Origin of the sequence: Streptomyces sp. NPDC001851, from assembly GCF_040297165.1 — a bacterium.
Taxonomy (GTDB): domain Bacteria; phylum Actinomycetota; class Actinomycetes; order Streptomycetales; family Streptomycetaceae; genus Streptomyces.
Genome location: NZ_JBEOYR010000008.1, coordinates 207,897 through 222,592, shown reverse-complemented (window position 1 = coordinate 222,592; position 14,696 = coordinate 207,897). Strand labels below are relative to the sequence as shown.

The following is a 14,696-nucleotide window of genomic DNA, read 5'->3' as shown; positions in this document are numbered from 1 at the left end:
AAACCGCAGGTCAGGCGTCCGCGGTGGGGGTTCGCTCCGGCTCCCTGGCGTCGACGCCGAGGTGTTCGCCGACGCGATTGACGAGCAGGGTCATCTCGTAGGCGATCTGGCCGATGTCGGCCTCCGCGCCGCTGATCACGCACAGGCAGCTGCCGGTGCCTGCCGCGGTCACGAACAGCACGGCGTCGTCGTACTCGATCATGGTCTGGCGTACCCGGCCCGCGCCGAAGTGGCGTCCCGATCCCTTGGCCAGGCTGTGCAGCCCGGACGCCACGGCGGCCAGATGCTCGGCGTCCTCACGGCGTAGGCCCGTACTCGCGCCCGTGACCAGCCCGTCGTTGGACAGGACCAGCGCGTGCCGCACGTGGTCCACCCGCTCGGTCAGATCGTCCAGGAGCCAGCCGAGTCCCTGGTTCTGCGCCATCTCCGTCTCCCCGTGTGATGTCTCCCCCTGGCTGGAGGAACTCCCGCCAGCCTTCCCCACCACCGGCGTCCGGGCAAGCAGGCTGGGGGCATGGCACAGAAGATGACCGACGAGGAATGGCGGGCGTTCATCTCGAACGGCACCCGGACCGGCAAGCTCTCCACCGTTCGCGCCGATGGGAGCCCCCATGTGGCCCCGGTCTGGTTCCTGTTGGACGGCGACGAACTTGTCTTCAACACTGGTAAGAACACGGTGAAAGGGCGCAATCTGGCCCGTGACGGCCGGGTTGCCCTCTGTGTGGACGACGATCGGCCGCCGTTCCACTTCGTGGTGCTGCGCGGCCGCGCACGCCTGTCGGAGGAGCTGGACGAGGTGCGCCACTGGGCCACCCGGATCGCCGCCCGGTACATGGGCGAGGACCGCGCCGAGGAGTACGGCGCCCGCAACGGCGTTCCGGGTGAACTGCTGGTCCGGGTCGGCATCGACCAGGTGGTGGCCGTGCGGGACCTGGCAGCCTGAGCGGCAAGGGCGGCCTCAGCCCACCGAGTCCAGCAGCCGGGCGGTGTGCATCCGCCCGGCGTACTCGACGAGCCGGATCAGGACTTCCTTGCCGGAGTCCCGCTCTCGCGCGTCGCACAGCACCACGGGTGTGCCGCGGTCGAGGTCGAGGGCCCGGGAGACGTCGTGGGTGCCGTGGGTGCGGGCTCCAGGGAAGCAGTTGACGGCCACCACGAACGGGATGCGCCGGTGCTCGAAGTAGTCGACCGCGGGAAAGCAGTCCTCCAGGCGCCGGGTGTCCGCGAGGACCACCGCACCGAGGGCGCCCTGGGACAGCTCGTCCCAGAGGAACCAGAAGCGGTCCTGTCCCGGTGTGCCGAAGAGGTAGAGCGACAGGCCGGAGCGGATGGTGATGCGCCCGAAGTCCATGGCGACGGTGGTGGTCGTCTTCTGGTCCACGCCGTCGGTGTCGTCCACCAGCTGCCCTGCCTCACTGAGCAGTTCCTCGGTGCGCAGCGGCCGGATCTCGCTGACGGCCCCGACCAGGGTCGTCTTGCCGACGCCGAACCCGCCGGCGACCAGTATCTTCAGGGCCAGGGCGGAGGTGTCGCCGACGGCGTCGGAGTGCTCGGTGACCATGATCACTTCTCTCGGGAGGACCGGTACGGACCGGCGTGCGGAGCGGCGTGCGGAGGGTGCGGAACGTTCATCTACAGCGCTCGCAGTCCCGCGATGACCTCGCGCAGTATCCGTTCGTCGGGCAGGTGTGCCGGGGGCACGGGCCGGCTGATGACCACACAGCCGAGTTCCAGGAGGTCACCGAGGAGCACCCGGACCACGCCGACGGGGAGGTCCGCGTCCGCCGCGAGTTCGGCGACGGACTGTGTCTCGGTACGGCACAGCGCTGTCAAGGTCCGGTGTTCGGGGCCGAGCGCGGTGTCGTCGTCGAGTGCCGGTGCCGCGGGGTCGAGGGTGACGAGCGCGATCAGGTCGAAGCGCACCCCGGTGGGCCCCGGCTGGGTGCGCCCGCCCGTCATCGCGTACGGGCGGACCAGCGGTCCGGCCTCGCCGTCGTACCACTGGCTGCCCGGCTCGCACGGGCCGCCGGTCTGGTTCTCGGTCATCGGTGCCGCCTTTGCGGGGTCATCCGGTCGCGGGCGGCTGCGCGGCGACACGCGGTGGGGTGTACAGGTGCTCGCCGACCCGTTTGACCAGGCGCGCCATCTCGTAGGCGACCAGTCCGATGTCGGCGGTGGCGGCGGTGAGGACGGCAAGGCAGGAACCGTCGCCGGCGGCGGCCACGAAGAGGAACGCGTCGTCCATCTCGACCATGGTCTGCCGCACACCGCCCGCTCCGAAGTGCCGACCCGTGCCCTTGGCGAGGCTGTTGAAGCCGGAGGCGACGGCGGCGAGGTGCTCGGCGTCCTCCCGTGCGAGGCCGGTGGAGGCGCCGACGGCGAGCCCGTCGTTGGAGAGCACGACGGCGTGCCGTACCTCGCCCACGCGCATCACCAGGTCGTCGAGCAACCAGTCCAGTTCGCCGGAGCGCTGGCCGGCCCTCGTGTTCGGGTCCTGGATCATGCCGGGTCTCCTTCGCTGCTGTCACTGCCCGTCGGGGGTGGCGGGGCGACACCGCGGCCGGGCTGTCTGCCGCCGCCGCGAGCCCAGCCGTCGCGGTAGGCCGCCATGCGGTCCCGTACCAGCTCGGGGGTGCGCCGTTCGTCGCCGTGCCGTGCGGTCTCCGGTACCTGTGCTTCGGTGCGTTGCCGGAGCTGGGGGGCGAGGCTCGCCTGGCGCACACGGCGTGGGAGGTCGTCGTCGGTCTCGGTGTGGTCGGGTGGTCGGTGCAGCCTCAAGGCGGTGACTCCTGGGGGCGGGGCTTCGTCGGCCGCGTCCGGCTCGTCGGCGGCGCCGCGGGGTTCGGGGGCGGTGGCCGCGAGGGCGGGCCGGTCCGGCCGTGCGACAACGGCCTCCTGGGGCGAGGGGGCGCCGGGTACGCGCGCGTACTCGCGTTCCTGCCGGGGACCGACCCGCTCGTCCTGGTGCGAGGCGCGTTCCGGCGCGCCGCTGTGGAGCAGGGCGGTGGGCACCAGGACGACGGCTGTCGTGCCTCCGTAGGGGGAGGTCCGCAGGTGCACCTTGACGTCGTGCCGGGAGGCGAGCCGGCTCACCACGAAGAGGCCGAGCCGGTCGCTGTCGAACAGGTCGAGGGCCTCGGACTGTTCGATGCGCCGATTGGCCTCCGCGAGGGTCTCGGCGCCCATGCCGAGACCCCGGTCCTCGATCTCCAGGGCGTAGCCGTTGCCGACGGGTTCGCCGGTGACGCGCACGCGTGTGTGGGGTGGCGAGAACTGGGCGGCATTCTCGACGAGTTCGGCGAGCAGGTGGGTGAGGTCGGCGACGGCGGCTCCGATGACACGGGCCTCGGGGAGCTGCCGTACCTCCACGCGCGCGTAGTCCTCGACTTCAGACACGGCGGCCCGTACGACGTTGGTCAGGGACACCGGCATGCGCCAGGCCCGGCCGGGGGCGGCTCCGGAGAGGATGATCAGACTCTCGGCGTGCCGCCGCATACGCGTGGTGAGGTGGTCCAGCCGGAACAGGTCGCTCAGTTCGTCGGGGTCGTCCGAGCGGCGCTCCATGCTGTCCAGGAGGCTGAGCTGGCGGTGGACCAGTACCTGGCTGCGGCGGGCCAGGTTGACGAAGACGCCGGAGATGCCGCTGGCGAGTTCGGCACGTTCCACGGCGGCGCGCAGGGCGGCGCGGTGGACGGTGGTCAGGGCTTCCGAGACCTGCCCCGTCTCGTCCTCGGCGGGTGGTCCGGCAGGCGCCTCCGCCTGGATGTCGATGTCCTCGCCCGCGCGCAGTCTGCGCATCGCCTCGGGGAGTTTGCGGCGGGCGATCTCCAGGGCGTCGTTGCGCAGGCTCACGAGTTCGACGACGAGAGCGCGTCCGATGCGGACGGAGATGACGAGCGAGGCGCCGACGGCTGCGAGGCCCAGGAGCACGGCGCCGCCCGCGGGGCTGAGCAGGCCGTGCGTGACCGGGTCGGCTCGGCCCGCGACGGCCCGGCCCGTGTCCGTAGCGATGTCCTGCATGCCGTGCCGCACGCGCGCGTGGGCGGCGTTCCAGGCAGCCTGCGATGCCGCGTCGGCCGGTTTGGGCCCCGGTCCTGCGGCGAGGATCTTGTCCTCGGCGGCGCCGAGAGCGGTGTAGGAGTCGCTGGCGGCCAGTTCCTGCCAGGCGGACCGCTGGGCGGCGGGCAGATCGGCTACGGCCGTCTCGGTGAAGGTGCGGCGCGCGGCGACGGCGGCGCCGAACAGCCGTAGCCGCTGACGCTGCAGTTGCCCGGCGGTCCGGGCGCTGCCGAGGACGGTGTCCTCCTGGGCCAGCGCCTCGGCGGCCCGGCTGAATTCGAGCAGCACGCGCGCGTCGGAGCCGACGTCGGCCTGCTGGATGCCGGTGAGGGCGCCGTCCACGGCGAAGGCCGCGCCTATGGTCTTCGTGTACTGCGTGTACACCGCCTCCCAGCCGGCCTTGTGGTCGAGTACGGCGGTACGCAGTGCGCGCAGGTGCTCGGCGCCGGTGACGAACGCGCCGAGGCGCCCGGAGACAGCGGCGGGCAACTCCTCGCTGTCGGCGATGGTGTGGTCGCGGCCGAGCCGCAGAGCGGCGACGGCACGGTCGGTGCGGGCGGCGAGGTTGCTCAGGTCGCTCCCGTCGGCCGCGCCCGGCGCGCCGGCGTAGCGCACGGCGGCGGTGCGCTCGGCCTGGAGGGCGGTGACGGCCGCGGCCACCGGGGTGCGCAGTTCGGCGTCGACCCGCTGGGACTGCCGCAGCCGGGCGACGTCCTGGGCGGTGGTGACGGTGGCGTACGCCCAGAGGGCGAGCAGGGAGACCACGGGCACCATCAGCAGGCTGACGACCTTGGCGCGTACGGTGCGGGGGCGCAGGTGCCGGCGGTTTCCACGCGCGCGTGCCGTGGTCGGTGTGGTGCCGAGCGGGCGGTCGGGGCCCTCGTCGGCGGGCCGTCCGGCATGGGCGCGGCGGCCTCGTGGCGGGTGCGCCGAGGCACCGGCTTTCTGGGCGGTACGGGGTGGGCGCATGGCCTCCTCGCTCGGGACGTGGGTCGGGGCGCTCGGGGCGGGCTCCCGCTAGCGGGCGATGCTCTCGACGGGCCGCTGGGCGGAGGCGGATGCCTCTCGCTCGCCGGCCGTGGGTGAGAGGGCGACGAAGGCCGAGGTGATGAACAGGTAGGACCCGAGGCCGACGGCGAGGGGGAAGATGAACTGCATCGCCGTGGCCCCGGGCAGTGTGGTGCCGGAGGGGTCCACCCGCACGCTCACCGCGAACATCCCGGTGTAGTGCATGCTGCTGACGGCCGCTCCCATGACGAGGGAGGCGAGCGTGACAGCGCGGGGGGACTTGATGTTGAGGGCCGCCCACAGTGCGGCGGTCGCGGCCACGACGGCGATCAGCACCGACGCTCCGACGAGAACGGGGTCGTACCTGATGTCGCCGTGCAGCTGGACCGCCGCCATGCCCAGGTAGTGCATGCTGGCGACGCCCAGCCCGGTGGTGAGACCGCCGAGGAGGAGCGCCCGGTTGCGGTCGCGGCTGTAGCCGACTGCGAAGACTCCGGCGCAGACGACGACCATGGCGACGAGGAGGCTGAGGATGGTCAGCGGAACGTCGTAGCGGATGTCGGTGCCGCTGACGCGGAAGCCGAGCATGGCCACGAAGTGCATGGTCCAGATGCCCGTCCCGATGGCGGAGGCCGCGGTGACGAGCCAGTTGCGGCGCGAGCGGCCGGTGGTGGCGAGCGCGCGGACGGTGCAGCGCAGTCCGAGCGCGGCGCCGGTGCACGCCATGACGTACGACAGTACGGGGGTCAGCCAGCCGAAGGCGGCGTGGTCCAGGTGTCCCATGGCCACGGGACGCTAGGGGGCACGGGCGCACGAAGGGGGCGCATTTCGAAAGCTGTTGGAATATGACACACAGATGCGACGGAACGATCGCGTCCGGCCCGAACGTGTGCACCTACGCGTCCCCCGGGTTGATGAGGAATCATGCGGAACATGAGCGACGACCACACGCATGTCCAGGAGTTCTTCACCACCCGCGCGGCCGACTGGGACAGCAGGTTCCCCGACGACGGCCCCGCGTACGCGGCGGCCGTCGGCGATCTCGGGTTGCGGCCGGGAGACCGCGTGCTGGACGCGGGCTGCGGCACCGGGCGCGCCCTGCCGCCGCTGCGGGCCGCCGTGGGCCCGTCCGGGGTGGTGCTGGGCGCCGATCTGACCCCGGCGATGCTCACTGCGGCCGTTCGGGCGGGCCGGGACCGGCATGGCAGGCTGCTGCTCGCGGACGTCGCCGCACTGCCGCTGCGGTCCGGGTCCTTGGACACCGTGTTCGCGGCCGGTCTGATCGCGCATCTGCCGCAACCGGAGGAGAACCTGCGGGAGCTGGCCCGTGTGGTGCGGCCCGGCGGAAAGCTCGCGCTGTTCCATCCCCTCGGGCGCGCAGCCCTGGCGGCGCGGCAGGGGCGGCAGATCACACCCGGCGATCTGCGCGCCGAGGCGAACCTGGGTCCTCTGCTGTCGCGTTCGGGATGGAACATGACGTCGTACGCCGACGAGGACGCCCGTTTCCTCGCGCTCGCGGTGCGCGAGGGCTGAGCGCCGTATCGCGGAGGGCCTGGGCGGATCAGTCCGTTCCGGCGACGGCAGCCGCGAAGGCGTCGGGGTTGTCGAACATGACGTTGTGCCCGGCGCCCGGCACGGTCACGACGCGCACCCCCGCGGCTTCCAGGTCCTCCCGGCCCCGCAGTTCGCCGCTGTGCTCACCCTGCAGGTACACACGCTCGACGGGCAACTTCTCCAGGATCGTGCGCATCACAGGATCCGAACCGCGGCGCAGGCCGACGGCACTGCGGTGCAGGGCGCGCGGGTCGGCCAACCGCATGGTGGCTGCCCACAGCGGACCGACGGCCTCCAGCACACGCGCGTGCTGGCGTTCTACGAAATCGTCCTCTTCGTAGGTGGCGATTCTGCTGCTTCCGGCCGTGGGCCGTGGGAAGGCGTCCAGATTGGCCTCCGTGAGGACGAGCCGGGAGGCGAGGTCGGGCCGTCGGTGGGCGAGCACGATGGCCACGGCGCCGCCCATGCTGTGCGCGATCAGCTCGGCGCCGCGGACTCCGGCTTCGTCCAGCGCGACCGCCACCGCGTCGGCGTGCTCCTCCAGCGTGTATCCGAACGCGCTCGGCCGGTCGCTGAGGCCGTGTCCCGGCAGATCCAGGAACAGACTGCGCCGGCCTGCGAGTTCGGGCCGGCCCGCGATGTGCGCGTGATAGACGGCGGACATCGAGCCGAGCCCGTGCAGATAGACGCGCGCGGGCTCCGCCCCCGGCGCCTCCGTCCAGCGGATCCGGCTTCCCTCCTGGTCGAACACGGCCTGCTTCACGGTGCCCCCTCCTGACGTCCTCCGACACCTCCGACTATACATCGGCGTCGATGTATATCTTCAAGAGAGTACCGGGATGACGAGGTACAGCACCGTGCGCAAGAATGGCGGCCGTGCTCGAACTCGCCATCCTCGGTTTCCTCTACGACGCCCCGCTGCACGGATACGTCCTGCGCCGGCACATCGCGGCCCTCACCGGCCATGTGCGGCCCGTCGCCGAGAGCACGCTCTACCCCGCGATCAAGCGGCTGGAGAAAGCGGGCCTGCTGGTCCGCGCCACCGAACCCGGTGCGGTGGCGGCGCCCCGCCACGTACTACGGCTCACCGAGCAGGGCGGCCGCGAGCTGAAGCGCCGGCTGGCCGAGCCCGCGCAGCGCGAGATCACCGATGAGAACCACTGGTTCACGCTGCTCGCGTTCCTCCGGCACCTGGAGGACCCCGCCGCGCAGGCGGCCGTACTGCGCCGCCGGCTGGCCTTCCTGGAGGAGCCGGCGAGTTTCTTCTACGACGGCGACCGGCCGCTGGCCGCCGAGGAGCTTGACGACCCGTTCCGGCGCGGCGTGCTCAGCATCGCGCGCGCCACGAGCCGGGCGGAGCTCACCTGGCTGCGCGACACCCTGGCGTCACTCGACGCCATCGGCCGCTGAGATGTCCCCGGGCCGCACCGGACAGCCACGCAGCCCCGGAGCCGGGCGGGTACCCGGGACCGCGACCGGTAGCCGGCCGGGCAACTCGTGAACTCCGGGCTCCGGCGTGCGCACCGCGTCGTCCCCCTTCTGCCGCAGAGGGTTCAACCTTACGTTGAATGGCAGCAGATGAGTGATCGACAACCACCCCGTTCCGGGGGAGAGGGGGGTCCGTATGTTCGGCCGGATCCGCAAAATCGCCGCCAGCCTCCGCGACTCCACGCAGACGCAGCCGGCGGGCACCCAGGAGAGGCGTGCGCACAACTTGTTCGAAGCGGCGGCCACCTATGTCGTCGCCCGCGCGGAGGACGATCAGGACCGGGTCGAGGAGGCGGCGGCCTGGGTGTCGCCGGAGGCGCTGTCGTTCGGGGTGAGCGAACTCGCCTGCCGCGCGGTCGTCGCGCTGGCCCGGGAGCGCGACGAGTCCCCGGCGACGGTGGCCCGTGATCTCCTCGGCCTGCCCGCGGACTGAGGAAGCACCCCCGTCCAGGTGGTCGTTTCGCCCCCGTCCAGGCGGAAACCTGCAGGTCCGCGTGGTGTGGGGAGTCGTGACAAGCGGCTTCCGCTCGCACTAGGGTGCGCGCCGATGGACGAACCACTGGAGGCAGGGATGGCCGGGACCGACGATGAGGCCGTCGCCGCCGCGGAGGATGCGCTGTACGTGCTGACGGCGGTGCTGCTGACGCCGGCGCAGTTCCCGAGCGTTCTGGGCGACGACTATCCGGAGGCGTGCGCAGCGCTGGGACTCGCACCCCTCGCCGACGGGTACGGCCTGGTACTCGGCCAGGACGGCGAGGGTGCCCGCTGGACGGTCGTCATCGACGACGTCTCGCTGGTGGCCGTGGCGATCGCCTCCTGGGACTGCGGCATGGAGTACGAGCTGTCTCCGGACGAGCGCGCCGTGGTGACCGCCCTGCCGGGCTGGCCTCTGGCCGTCGCGGTCGCGGCTCCAGGCCTCCCCGCGCCGCACGACCCCGCGCCGGAGGTGGCGGAGCGGCCTGCGCTCAGCCCGCCGGACACCAGCTCCTGGGGGCCGGCCCAGCGTCGCCTGGGCGCCGACGAGATAGCGCTGCAGTGGGCGACGTGGCGGGAGCAGGTCAACGACGCGGAATTCTCCGTGCCCGAGGGGGAGCAGAAGCCGGAGGAACAGAAGACGGCCGAGGAGTCGTCGTCGGAGGACGAGAAGGGCGTGTCCCAGGACGGCCGCCGGGAAGTCAGGCGGGTGCTGGCGGAGGCCCACGCCTATATCGACGCCTCGCCGCCGCTCGGCCGGGTACGCTCGTCGTTCGCTTCAGGTGACGCGCGTACGCTGCGCGCCGACGGCCCCGGCTGGTCGATCGTGGCCCGCACCGACGACATCGCCTTCATCCTGCTCGACGAGAAGCCCGGAGAGGTCCTGCCGGTGGGCCGGGGCCCCGAACTGCCGGGCCTGCTCGACGCACTCGACAAGATGGCCGTACGCCCCCTCTGAGCCACAAGACACCATGGCCCGGCACACGCCAAGGCCTCGCGCCGCTACGACTCGCCGTCCGAGGCGGGACGACGGCACGGTCGGCGCACCGACGCCCCATGCCCGCACACCGGCAGCCGGCGCCGGTCATCGCACGGCCTTCTGCGCGAGGCCGGTGACCGTAGGGCCGCGATCCGAGACGCGACGCCGGGACGGGCGAGTCCTGGGAACCGCGCGTGTAGCGGTTGCTCCGAGGTGGCGGGTCCGCCGAGGCGGATGCCGCCTCTCGAAGCCGGACGCATCCCCGAGGGCCGGGCCGTTCCGCACGCGGGACCGGGCGGTTCGGCACACCGGGCCGAGCGCATAGCCCCTGCGGGGGCAGGCCGTCCCCGGAAGCGAGGCGCAAAGCCCGCGAGATCTGGAGGCCCCGCCCCTCGGCGCGGGCGCCGGGGTCTGTCCGGACCCCGCGGGCGCCCGGCGCGCGTCCCCTGGGCATGTGCCCGTCGCCTCAGCGGCCGAGTTCCTTGCGGGTGACCCTGCGGAGCCTGCGCCGCTGTGAGGGGTCCAGTGCCAGATACGCGGCCACCGGGACTCCGACCACGATCAGGAACGCCACCCACCAGGGCAGCCAGATCAGCAGGAGCAGCCCGACCGCCACACCCCCGACGGCGATCTTCGCGTTCTTGGACATGAGCGTCGCCTCCTTCGCGGCCACTGCCGCTCTCTGCTCTGAAAACGGCCGCCCGCTCCGTGCGGTTCCGGACCTCGACCCTGAGACTGCCCTGAGGCCCTCCCCCTACTGGCTGAGGCCGCCCTCTTCCTCGTTCGAACAGATTGTGAAGTGGCCCGGATCACGACGCCAGTATGCCGGGGCCGCCCTTGACGTGCTGTACCGTCGGCGACTCCGACCAAGTAGTCAAATTTGAGGAGTGCGGCAGAGCTGTGCAGACCATCCCCACGGCACCACCCTCCGAACTCTCCGAACTCGCCCGCTGCTGCACGGTGTTCCTGCCGTCCGACCCGCCTCGCGCGGGCCGGATCGCCTTCTGGCGACAGGACGGCGGCGAGGCGCTCCCCCTCGTTGCCGGCGGCTCCCGTGCGGAGCTGGACATCGTGATACCCACGGCGGACGGCAGCGTGGAGCCGGTCCGTACGCCCTCGGTGATGCTGCCCGTGCGCGACGCCCTGCCGTTGCTCACGCGCGCGCGTGCACTGCGGCAGGGACATCGCTCGGCCGGGTTCTGGGGTGCCGCCTGCCAACTGGCCCTGTCGTTCCTGGCGCGGGGTCTCCTTCTGCCGGGTCTGTCCTCCGGTGACCACGACGCCTGGCGGGTGGGCCCGCTGTCCGCCGCGGACGCGGAGCTGGTCCGCGGCGTCGCCGCCGCGATGCCCCCGGAGGCCCATGCGGTACCGCTGTCCGCCGAGGGGCCGCCCCGGCTGCCCGACCCGGAACGGCTGCTGCGCGCCTTCCTGGACGCGGTCGCCGACGGGCTCCCCCGCTCCCCCGCAGCCCCGTCGGTGACCGGCGGCCCGGCGTACGCGGCTGCTGAGCCGCAGCGGTTGCCCGCCCTGCGGGCGTGGGCCGACGACGTCGCGGCCGGCCAGGACGCGGGTGTGCGGCTGTCGCTGCGTGTGGAGGTCTCCGGGCTCGACGACGCCGCAGAGCGGGACCACGTTCCGGTCGCGTTCCGCGCGGTGCCGCAGGTGCACGGCGTGAGCGGGGCCACGGACGTCATCGATGCCGCCGCCCTGTGGGCCGGCGCCGGGGCCGTGCACGAAGCGGTCGGTCCACGCGCGCGTGCCGAGGCGTTGCTGGCCCTGCGCCGCGCCGCCCACGCCTGGCCGCCGTTGACACCGCTGCTCTCCGCCGCCGTACCCGACGCCGTCGCCCTCGCCGACGACGACGTCGCCGACCTGCTCGGTGAGGGCATGCGGGCCCTGGCCGCCGCAGGGGTCGACGTGCACTGGCCGAAGGAGCTGTCGCGTGAACTCACGACGCACGCGACCGTCGGGCCGCCGGACTGCGCCACGGCCGCTCAGCGGGATGCCGCCGTGCCCTCGTCGCTGCTCTCGTCGGACGCCACGGTCGCGTTCCGGTGGGAGTTCGCGCTGGACGGGCGGACGTTGTCACGGCAGGACCTGGACCGGCTCGCGGAGGCCAAGCGTCCCCTGGTGCGGCTGCACGACGGATGGGTGCTGGTGGACCCGCGGCAGGCGCACCGTGCCCGGACCCGCCGGAGCGGCTCCCTCTCCCCCGTGGAGGCGCTGGCCGCCGCGCTGACCGGCGTGGCGGAGGTCGACGGCCGGCAGGTCGACGTGCGCTCGTCGGGGTGGCTGGAAGGGCTGAGGGAGCGGCTGGCGGACACCGGGGCGGCACCCGCTGTCGAGCAGCCTCCGGGGCTGGCCGCCACCCTGCGCGACTATCAGCTCCGCGGGCTCGACTGGCTGGCCCGCATGACGGCCCTCGGCCTGGGCGGCTGCCTGGCCGACGACATGGGCCTCGGCAAGACGGTCACGCTGATCGCACTGCATCTGCACCGGCAGACGGACGCCTCGGCCGCCGGTCCCACGCTGGTCGTCTGCCCTGCCTCGCTGCTCGGCAACTGGCAGCGCGAGATCGAACGGTTCGCTCCCGGTGTGCCGGTGCGCAGGTTCCACGGTCCCGGACGCACTCTCGGATCGGTCGCGGGCGGGGAGTTCGTCCTGACGACGTACGGCACGATGCGCCTGGACGCCGAGCGGCTGGCCGCACTGCCCTGGGGCATGGTCGTGGCCGATGAGGCGCAGCACGTGAAGAACCCCTATGCGGCGACCGCGCGGGCGTTGCGTTCCATCGGGGCACACGCGCGCGTGGCGCTCACCGGCACCCCGGTGGAGAACAACCTCACCGAACTGTGGGCCATCCTCGACTGGACGACTCCCGGTCTGCTCGGCCGCCTCAGCACCTTCCGCGCCCGCTACGCACAACCGGTCGAGGGCGGCCTCGATCCGGCCGCCGCACAGCGTCTCGCGGGGCTCGTCCGGCCGTTCCTGCTGCGGCGACGCAAGTCGGACCCCGGCATCGCCCCCGAGCTGCCGCCGAAGACCGAGAGCGATCACCCGGTGGCTCTCACGCCGGAACAGGCAGGACTGTACGAGGCGTTGGTGCGCGAGACGCTGGACCGGATCGCGGCATCGGACGCCATGGCCCGCCGGGGCCTGATCGTGCAGTTGCTGACCGGCCTGAAGCAGATCTGCAATCACCCGGCTCAGTTCCTCAAGGAGGACGAGCCGCGGCTCGCCGGCCGCTCGGGCAAGCTCGAACTGCTCGACGAACTCCTCGGCACCATCCTCGCGGAGGGCTCGGGGACGCTCGTCTTCACTCAGTACGTGCGCATGGCCCGCCTGATCGAGCGGCACCTGACGGCCCGTGGGGTGCCCTCGCTGCTCCTGCACGGCGGGACCCCGGTGAGCGCGCGCGAGGAACTGGTCCGGCGTTTCCAGGACGGTGAGGCACCGGTGTTCCTGCTGTCCCTGAAGGCGGCGGGCACGGGCCTGAACCTCACCCGCGCCGAGCATGTCGTGCACTACGACCGCTGGTGGAATCCGGCGGTCGAGGCGCAGGCCACCGACCGCGCGTACCGCATCGGGCAGACGCGGCCGGTGCAGGTGCACCGGCTGATCGCCGAGGGAACCCTGGAGGACCGCATCGCGGAACTGCTGGACCGCAAGCGGGAGCTGGCGCACGCGGTGCTCGGAACCGGCGACGCCAAGCTGACGGAACTGACGGACGCGGAACTGGCCGCGCTGGTCGAACTGCGCAAGGAGGCACGATGAGCCGCTACGACGACGAGCAGGGACGTGCGGCGGGGCACACGCTCGCCGCGCTGCCGCCCGTGCGCGGGCGTGGATTCGCGCAGAGCTGGTGGGGTCGCGCATGGCTGCAGGCCTTCGAGGACACGGCCCTGGACGGTGCGGCGGTCAAGGCGGGCCGCAGGCTCGCGCGAGCGGGCGGAGTGGGCGCGGTGACCGTGCGACCGGGGCGGGTCACCGCCGTCGTACACGACCCGGGAGGCGCGGCGCACCGGGCCGATGTCCTCGTGCCGGAGCTGTCCGAGGAGGAGTGGCGGCGGTTCCTGGACGTGACCGTGGAGCAGGCCGGGCACATGGCCGCACTCCTCGACGGGGAGCTGCCGCCGCTTCTGGTCGAGGACGCCGCGGTCGGCGGCATCGAGCTCCTGCCGGGCCTGGGCGATCTGGAGCCCGAGTGCGACTGCGGCGCGTGGGACCACTGCGGGCACACCGCCGCGTTGTGTCACCAGGTGGCGCGGCTCCTGGATGAGGATCCGTTTCTGCTTCTGCTGCTGCGCGGGCGCGGGAAGGACACGTTCCTGGCGGAGCTGCATGTGCGCGGTACGGCGCTCCGCACGGAGGCCTCCACGTCCGTGACCGGGGGCGTGGACGCGGCGGAGGCGTGGGCGTCCGGGGACATCCTGCCCGGGCTGCCCGAGTTGCCCGGGCTCCCGCGGGTTCCGGGCACGCCGCCGTCCCTCACCGGCGGAGCGGCACCGGCGCCCGGTATCGATCCCGTGGCGCTGGAGCACTTGGCGGGTCGCACCGCTGTGGAGGCGTACCGGCTCCTCGCGGAGGTCCTGCGCTCGGGTGTGTGGGACGGCACTGCCCGCACGGCCGCCCAGGACGCCGTACGACTCGCGTGCGGAGCGCCCTCGGACGACGTCGTCGCACGGCTTGCCGAGGGGTCGGGCCGCGGCCGCGAGGGGCTGGCGACGGCTGTCCGTGCCTGGCGTGCCGGGGGTGTGGCGGCCCTGGCCGTGCTCGACGAGGAGTGGCGGGTGGAGGGCGTGGCACTGGCACGCGCGCGTGCGGCGCTCGAAGCGGCCTGGGAGGCGGACGAGCGGCCGGCGTTCCACAGCAGCGGCAATCGGTGGACCGTCCCGGGCGGAGGGGTTCAGCTGCGCCTCGGCCGGGACGGCCACTGGTGGCCGTATCGTGAGGAGGGCGGGCGCTGGACCCCTGCGGGCGGCCCGGACCCCGATCCGGCGACGGCACTGGCCGCGGCGCGGCTCGGCGCCGGCCTGGAGGCCGACCAGGACCACTGACAAGCCGTCACCTGCAATCGCCGCGAACCGATGAACGGCCGACGCCGGCTGTTCATCCCGCGGTCCTACGACGTTCC

The 14,696-nt window shown here is 72.9% G+C and carries 15 protein-coding genes; 7 read left to right on the top strand and 8 right to left on the bottom strand.

Annotation, left to right across the window (positions count from 1 at the left end; translation table 11 throughout):
* Positions 1–10: 10 nt before the first annotated feature.
* Positions 11–424: a roadblock/LC7 domain-containing protein gene (locus ABT171_RS14325; protein WP_351243347.1), complete on the bottom strand. Its 414-nt coding sequence runs from the start codon at positions 422–424 to the stop codon at positions 11–13.
* A gap of 90 nt (positions 425–514) precedes the next feature.
* Between ABT171_RS14325 and ABT171_RS14320 the strand changes: the two genes are divergently transcribed.
* Complete coding sequence (locus ABT171_RS14320) at positions 515–943, top strand: PPOX class F420-dependent oxidoreductase (RefSeq protein ID WP_351243345.1); 429 nt, start codon at positions 515–517, stop codon at positions 941–943.
* A gap of 15 nt (positions 944–958) precedes the next feature.
* Here ABT171_RS14320 and ABT171_RS14315 read toward each other — a convergent pair whose 3' ends face one another.
* The 5 genes from ABT171_RS14315 to ABT171_RS14295 all read right to left on the bottom strand — a co-directional run bounded on the left by ABT171_RS14315 (position 959) and on the right by ABT171_RS14295 (position 5,850).
* A complete protein-coding gene (locus ABT171_RS14315; protein ID WP_351243343.1) occupies positions 959–1,561 on the bottom strand; it encodes a GTP-binding protein in 603 nt (200 codons plus the stop codon).
* Positions 1,562–1,632: 71 nt separating this feature from the next.
* Positions 1,633–2,046, bottom strand: coding sequence for a DUF742 domain-containing protein (locus ABT171_RS14310; RefSeq protein WP_351243341.1), 414 nt, complete (start codon positions 2,044–2,046; stop codon positions 1,633–1,635).
* A 19-nt stretch (positions 2,047–2,065) separates the two neighbouring features.
* Entirely contained in the window at positions 2,066–2,503 is a 438-nt protein-coding gene (locus ABT171_RS14305; protein WP_351243339.1) for a roadblock/LC7 domain-containing protein, read from the bottom strand.
* Complete coding sequence (locus ABT171_RS14300) at positions 2,500–5,028, bottom strand: sensor histidine kinase (RefSeq protein ID WP_351243337.1); 2,529 nt, start codon at positions 5,026–5,028, stop codon at positions 2,500–2,502. The genes ABT171_RS14305 and ABT171_RS14300 overlap by 4 nt, the downstream gene beginning before the upstream one ends.
* A 48-nt stretch (positions 5,029–5,076) precedes the next feature.
* Complete coding sequence (locus ABT171_RS14295) at positions 5,077–5,850, bottom strand: MHYT domain-containing protein (protein ID WP_351243335.1); 774 nt, start codon at positions 5,848–5,850, stop codon at positions 5,077–5,079.
* A 150-nt stretch (positions 5,851–6,000) separates the two neighbouring features.
* On the opposite strand from ABT171_RS14295, the gene ABT171_RS14290 reads away from it, so the two are divergent.
* Complete coding sequence (locus tag ABT171_RS14290; protein ID WP_351243333.1) at positions 6,001–6,600, top strand: class I SAM-dependent methyltransferase; 600 nt, start codon at positions 6,001–6,003, stop codon at positions 6,598–6,600.
* A 28-nt stretch (positions 6,601–6,628) separates the two neighbouring features.
* Here ABT171_RS14290 and ABT171_RS14285 read toward each other — a convergent pair whose 3' ends face one another.
* The gene (locus tag ABT171_RS14285; RefSeq protein ID WP_351243331.1) at positions 6,629–7,384 is read right to left on the bottom strand and encodes an alpha/beta fold hydrolase; all 756 of its coding nucleotides are present in this window, start codon (positions 7,382–7,384) and stop codon (positions 6,629–6,631) included.
* 113 nt (positions 7,385–7,497) lie between these two features.
* Here ABT171_RS14285 and ABT171_RS14280 point away from each other — a divergent pair, with 113 nt between their 5' ends.
* The 3 genes from ABT171_RS14280 to ABT171_RS14270 all read left to right on the top strand — a co-directional run bounded on the left by ABT171_RS14280 (position 7,498) and on the right by ABT171_RS14270 (position 9,541).
* Complete coding sequence (locus ABT171_RS14280; RefSeq protein WP_351243578.1) at positions 7,498–8,031, top strand: PadR family transcriptional regulator; 534 nt, start codon at positions 7,498–7,500, stop codon at positions 8,029–8,031.
* 214 nt (positions 8,032–8,245) lie between these two features.
* Complete coding sequence (locus tag ABT171_RS14275; protein ID WP_351243329.1) at positions 8,246–8,542, top strand: hypothetical protein; 297 nt, start codon at positions 8,246–8,248, stop codon at positions 8,540–8,542.
* A 138-nt stretch (positions 8,543–8,680) separates the two neighbouring features.
* The gene (locus tag ABT171_RS14270) at positions 8,681–9,541 is read left to right on the top strand and encodes a hypothetical protein (protein WP_351243576.1); all 861 of its coding nucleotides are present in this window, start codon (positions 8,681–8,683) and stop codon (positions 9,539–9,541) included.
* Between the two features lie 487 nt (positions 9,542–10,028).
* On the opposite strand, the gene ABT171_RS14265 is transcribed toward ABT171_RS14270, so the two are convergent.
* Positions 10,029–10,211: a tail-anchor membrane protein gene (locus tag ABT171_RS14265; RefSeq protein WP_351243327.1), complete on the bottom strand. Its 183-nt coding sequence runs from the start codon at positions 10,209–10,211 to the stop codon at positions 10,029–10,031.
* A gap of 251 nt (positions 10,212–10,462) precedes the next feature.
* Between ABT171_RS14265 and ABT171_RS14260 the strand changes: the two genes are divergently transcribed.
* Both ABT171_RS14260 and ABT171_RS14255 read left to right on the top strand, forming a co-directional pair.
* Positions 10,463–13,336, top strand: a complete 2,874-nt coding sequence (locus tag ABT171_RS14260; RefSeq protein ID WP_351243325.1) for an SCO1167/SCO6262 family helicase — start codon at positions 10,463–10,465, stop codon at positions 13,334–13,336.
* A complete protein-coding gene (locus ABT171_RS14255; RefSeq protein ID WP_351243323.1) occupies positions 13,333–14,619 on the top strand; it encodes an SWIM zinc finger family protein in 1,287 nt (428 codons plus the stop codon). Before ABT171_RS14260 ends, ABT171_RS14255 begins: the two co-directional genes overlap by 4 nt.
* The last annotated feature ends 77 nt before the right edge of the window (positions 14,620–14,696 follow it).

Coding starts and splice junctions, on each gene's coding strand:
- ABT171_RS14325 (WP_351243347.1), bottom strand. CDS start 424: ATGGCGCAGAACCAGGGACTCGGCTGGCTCCTGGACGATCTGACCGAG.
- ABT171_RS14320 (WP_351243345.1), top strand. CDS start 515: ATGGCACAGAAGATGACCGACGAGGAATGGCGGGCGTTCATCTCGAAC.
- ABT171_RS14315 (WP_351243343.1), bottom strand. CDS start 1,561: ATGGTCACCGAGCACTCCGACGCCGTCGGCGACACCTCCGCCCTGGCC.
- ABT171_RS14310 (WP_351243341.1), bottom strand. CDS start 2,046: ATGACCGAGAACCAGACCGGCGGCCCGTGCGAGCCGGGCAGCCAGTGG.
- ABT171_RS14305 (WP_351243339.1), bottom strand. CDS start 2,503: ATGATCCAGGACCCGAACACGAGGGCCGGCCAGCGCTCCGGCGAACTG.
- ABT171_RS14300 (WP_351243337.1), bottom strand. CDS start 5,028: ATGCGCCCACCCCGTACCGCCCAGAAAGCCGGTGCCTCGGCGCACCCG.
- ABT171_RS14295 (WP_351243335.1), bottom strand. CDS start 5,850: ATGGGACACCTGGACCACGCCGCCTTCGGCTGGCTGACCCCCGTACTG.
- ABT171_RS14290 (WP_351243333.1), top strand. CDS start 6,001: ATGAGCGACGACCACACGCATGTCCAGGAGTTCTTCACCACCCGCGCG.
- ABT171_RS14275 (WP_351243329.1), top strand. CDS start 8,246: ATGTTCGGCCGGATCCGCAAAATCGCCGCCAGCCTCCGCGACTCCACG.
- ABT171_RS14270 (WP_351243576.1), top strand. CDS start 8,681: ATGGCCGGGACCGACGATGAGGCCGTCGCCGCCGCGGAGGATGCGCTG.
- ABT171_RS14265 (WP_351243327.1), bottom strand. CDS start 10,211: ATGTCCAAGAACGCGAAGATCGCCGTCGGGGGTGTGGCGGTCGGGCTG.
- ABT171_RS14255 (WP_351243323.1), top strand. CDS start 13,333: ATGAGCCGCTACGACGACGAGCAGGGACGTGCGGCGGGGCACACGCTC.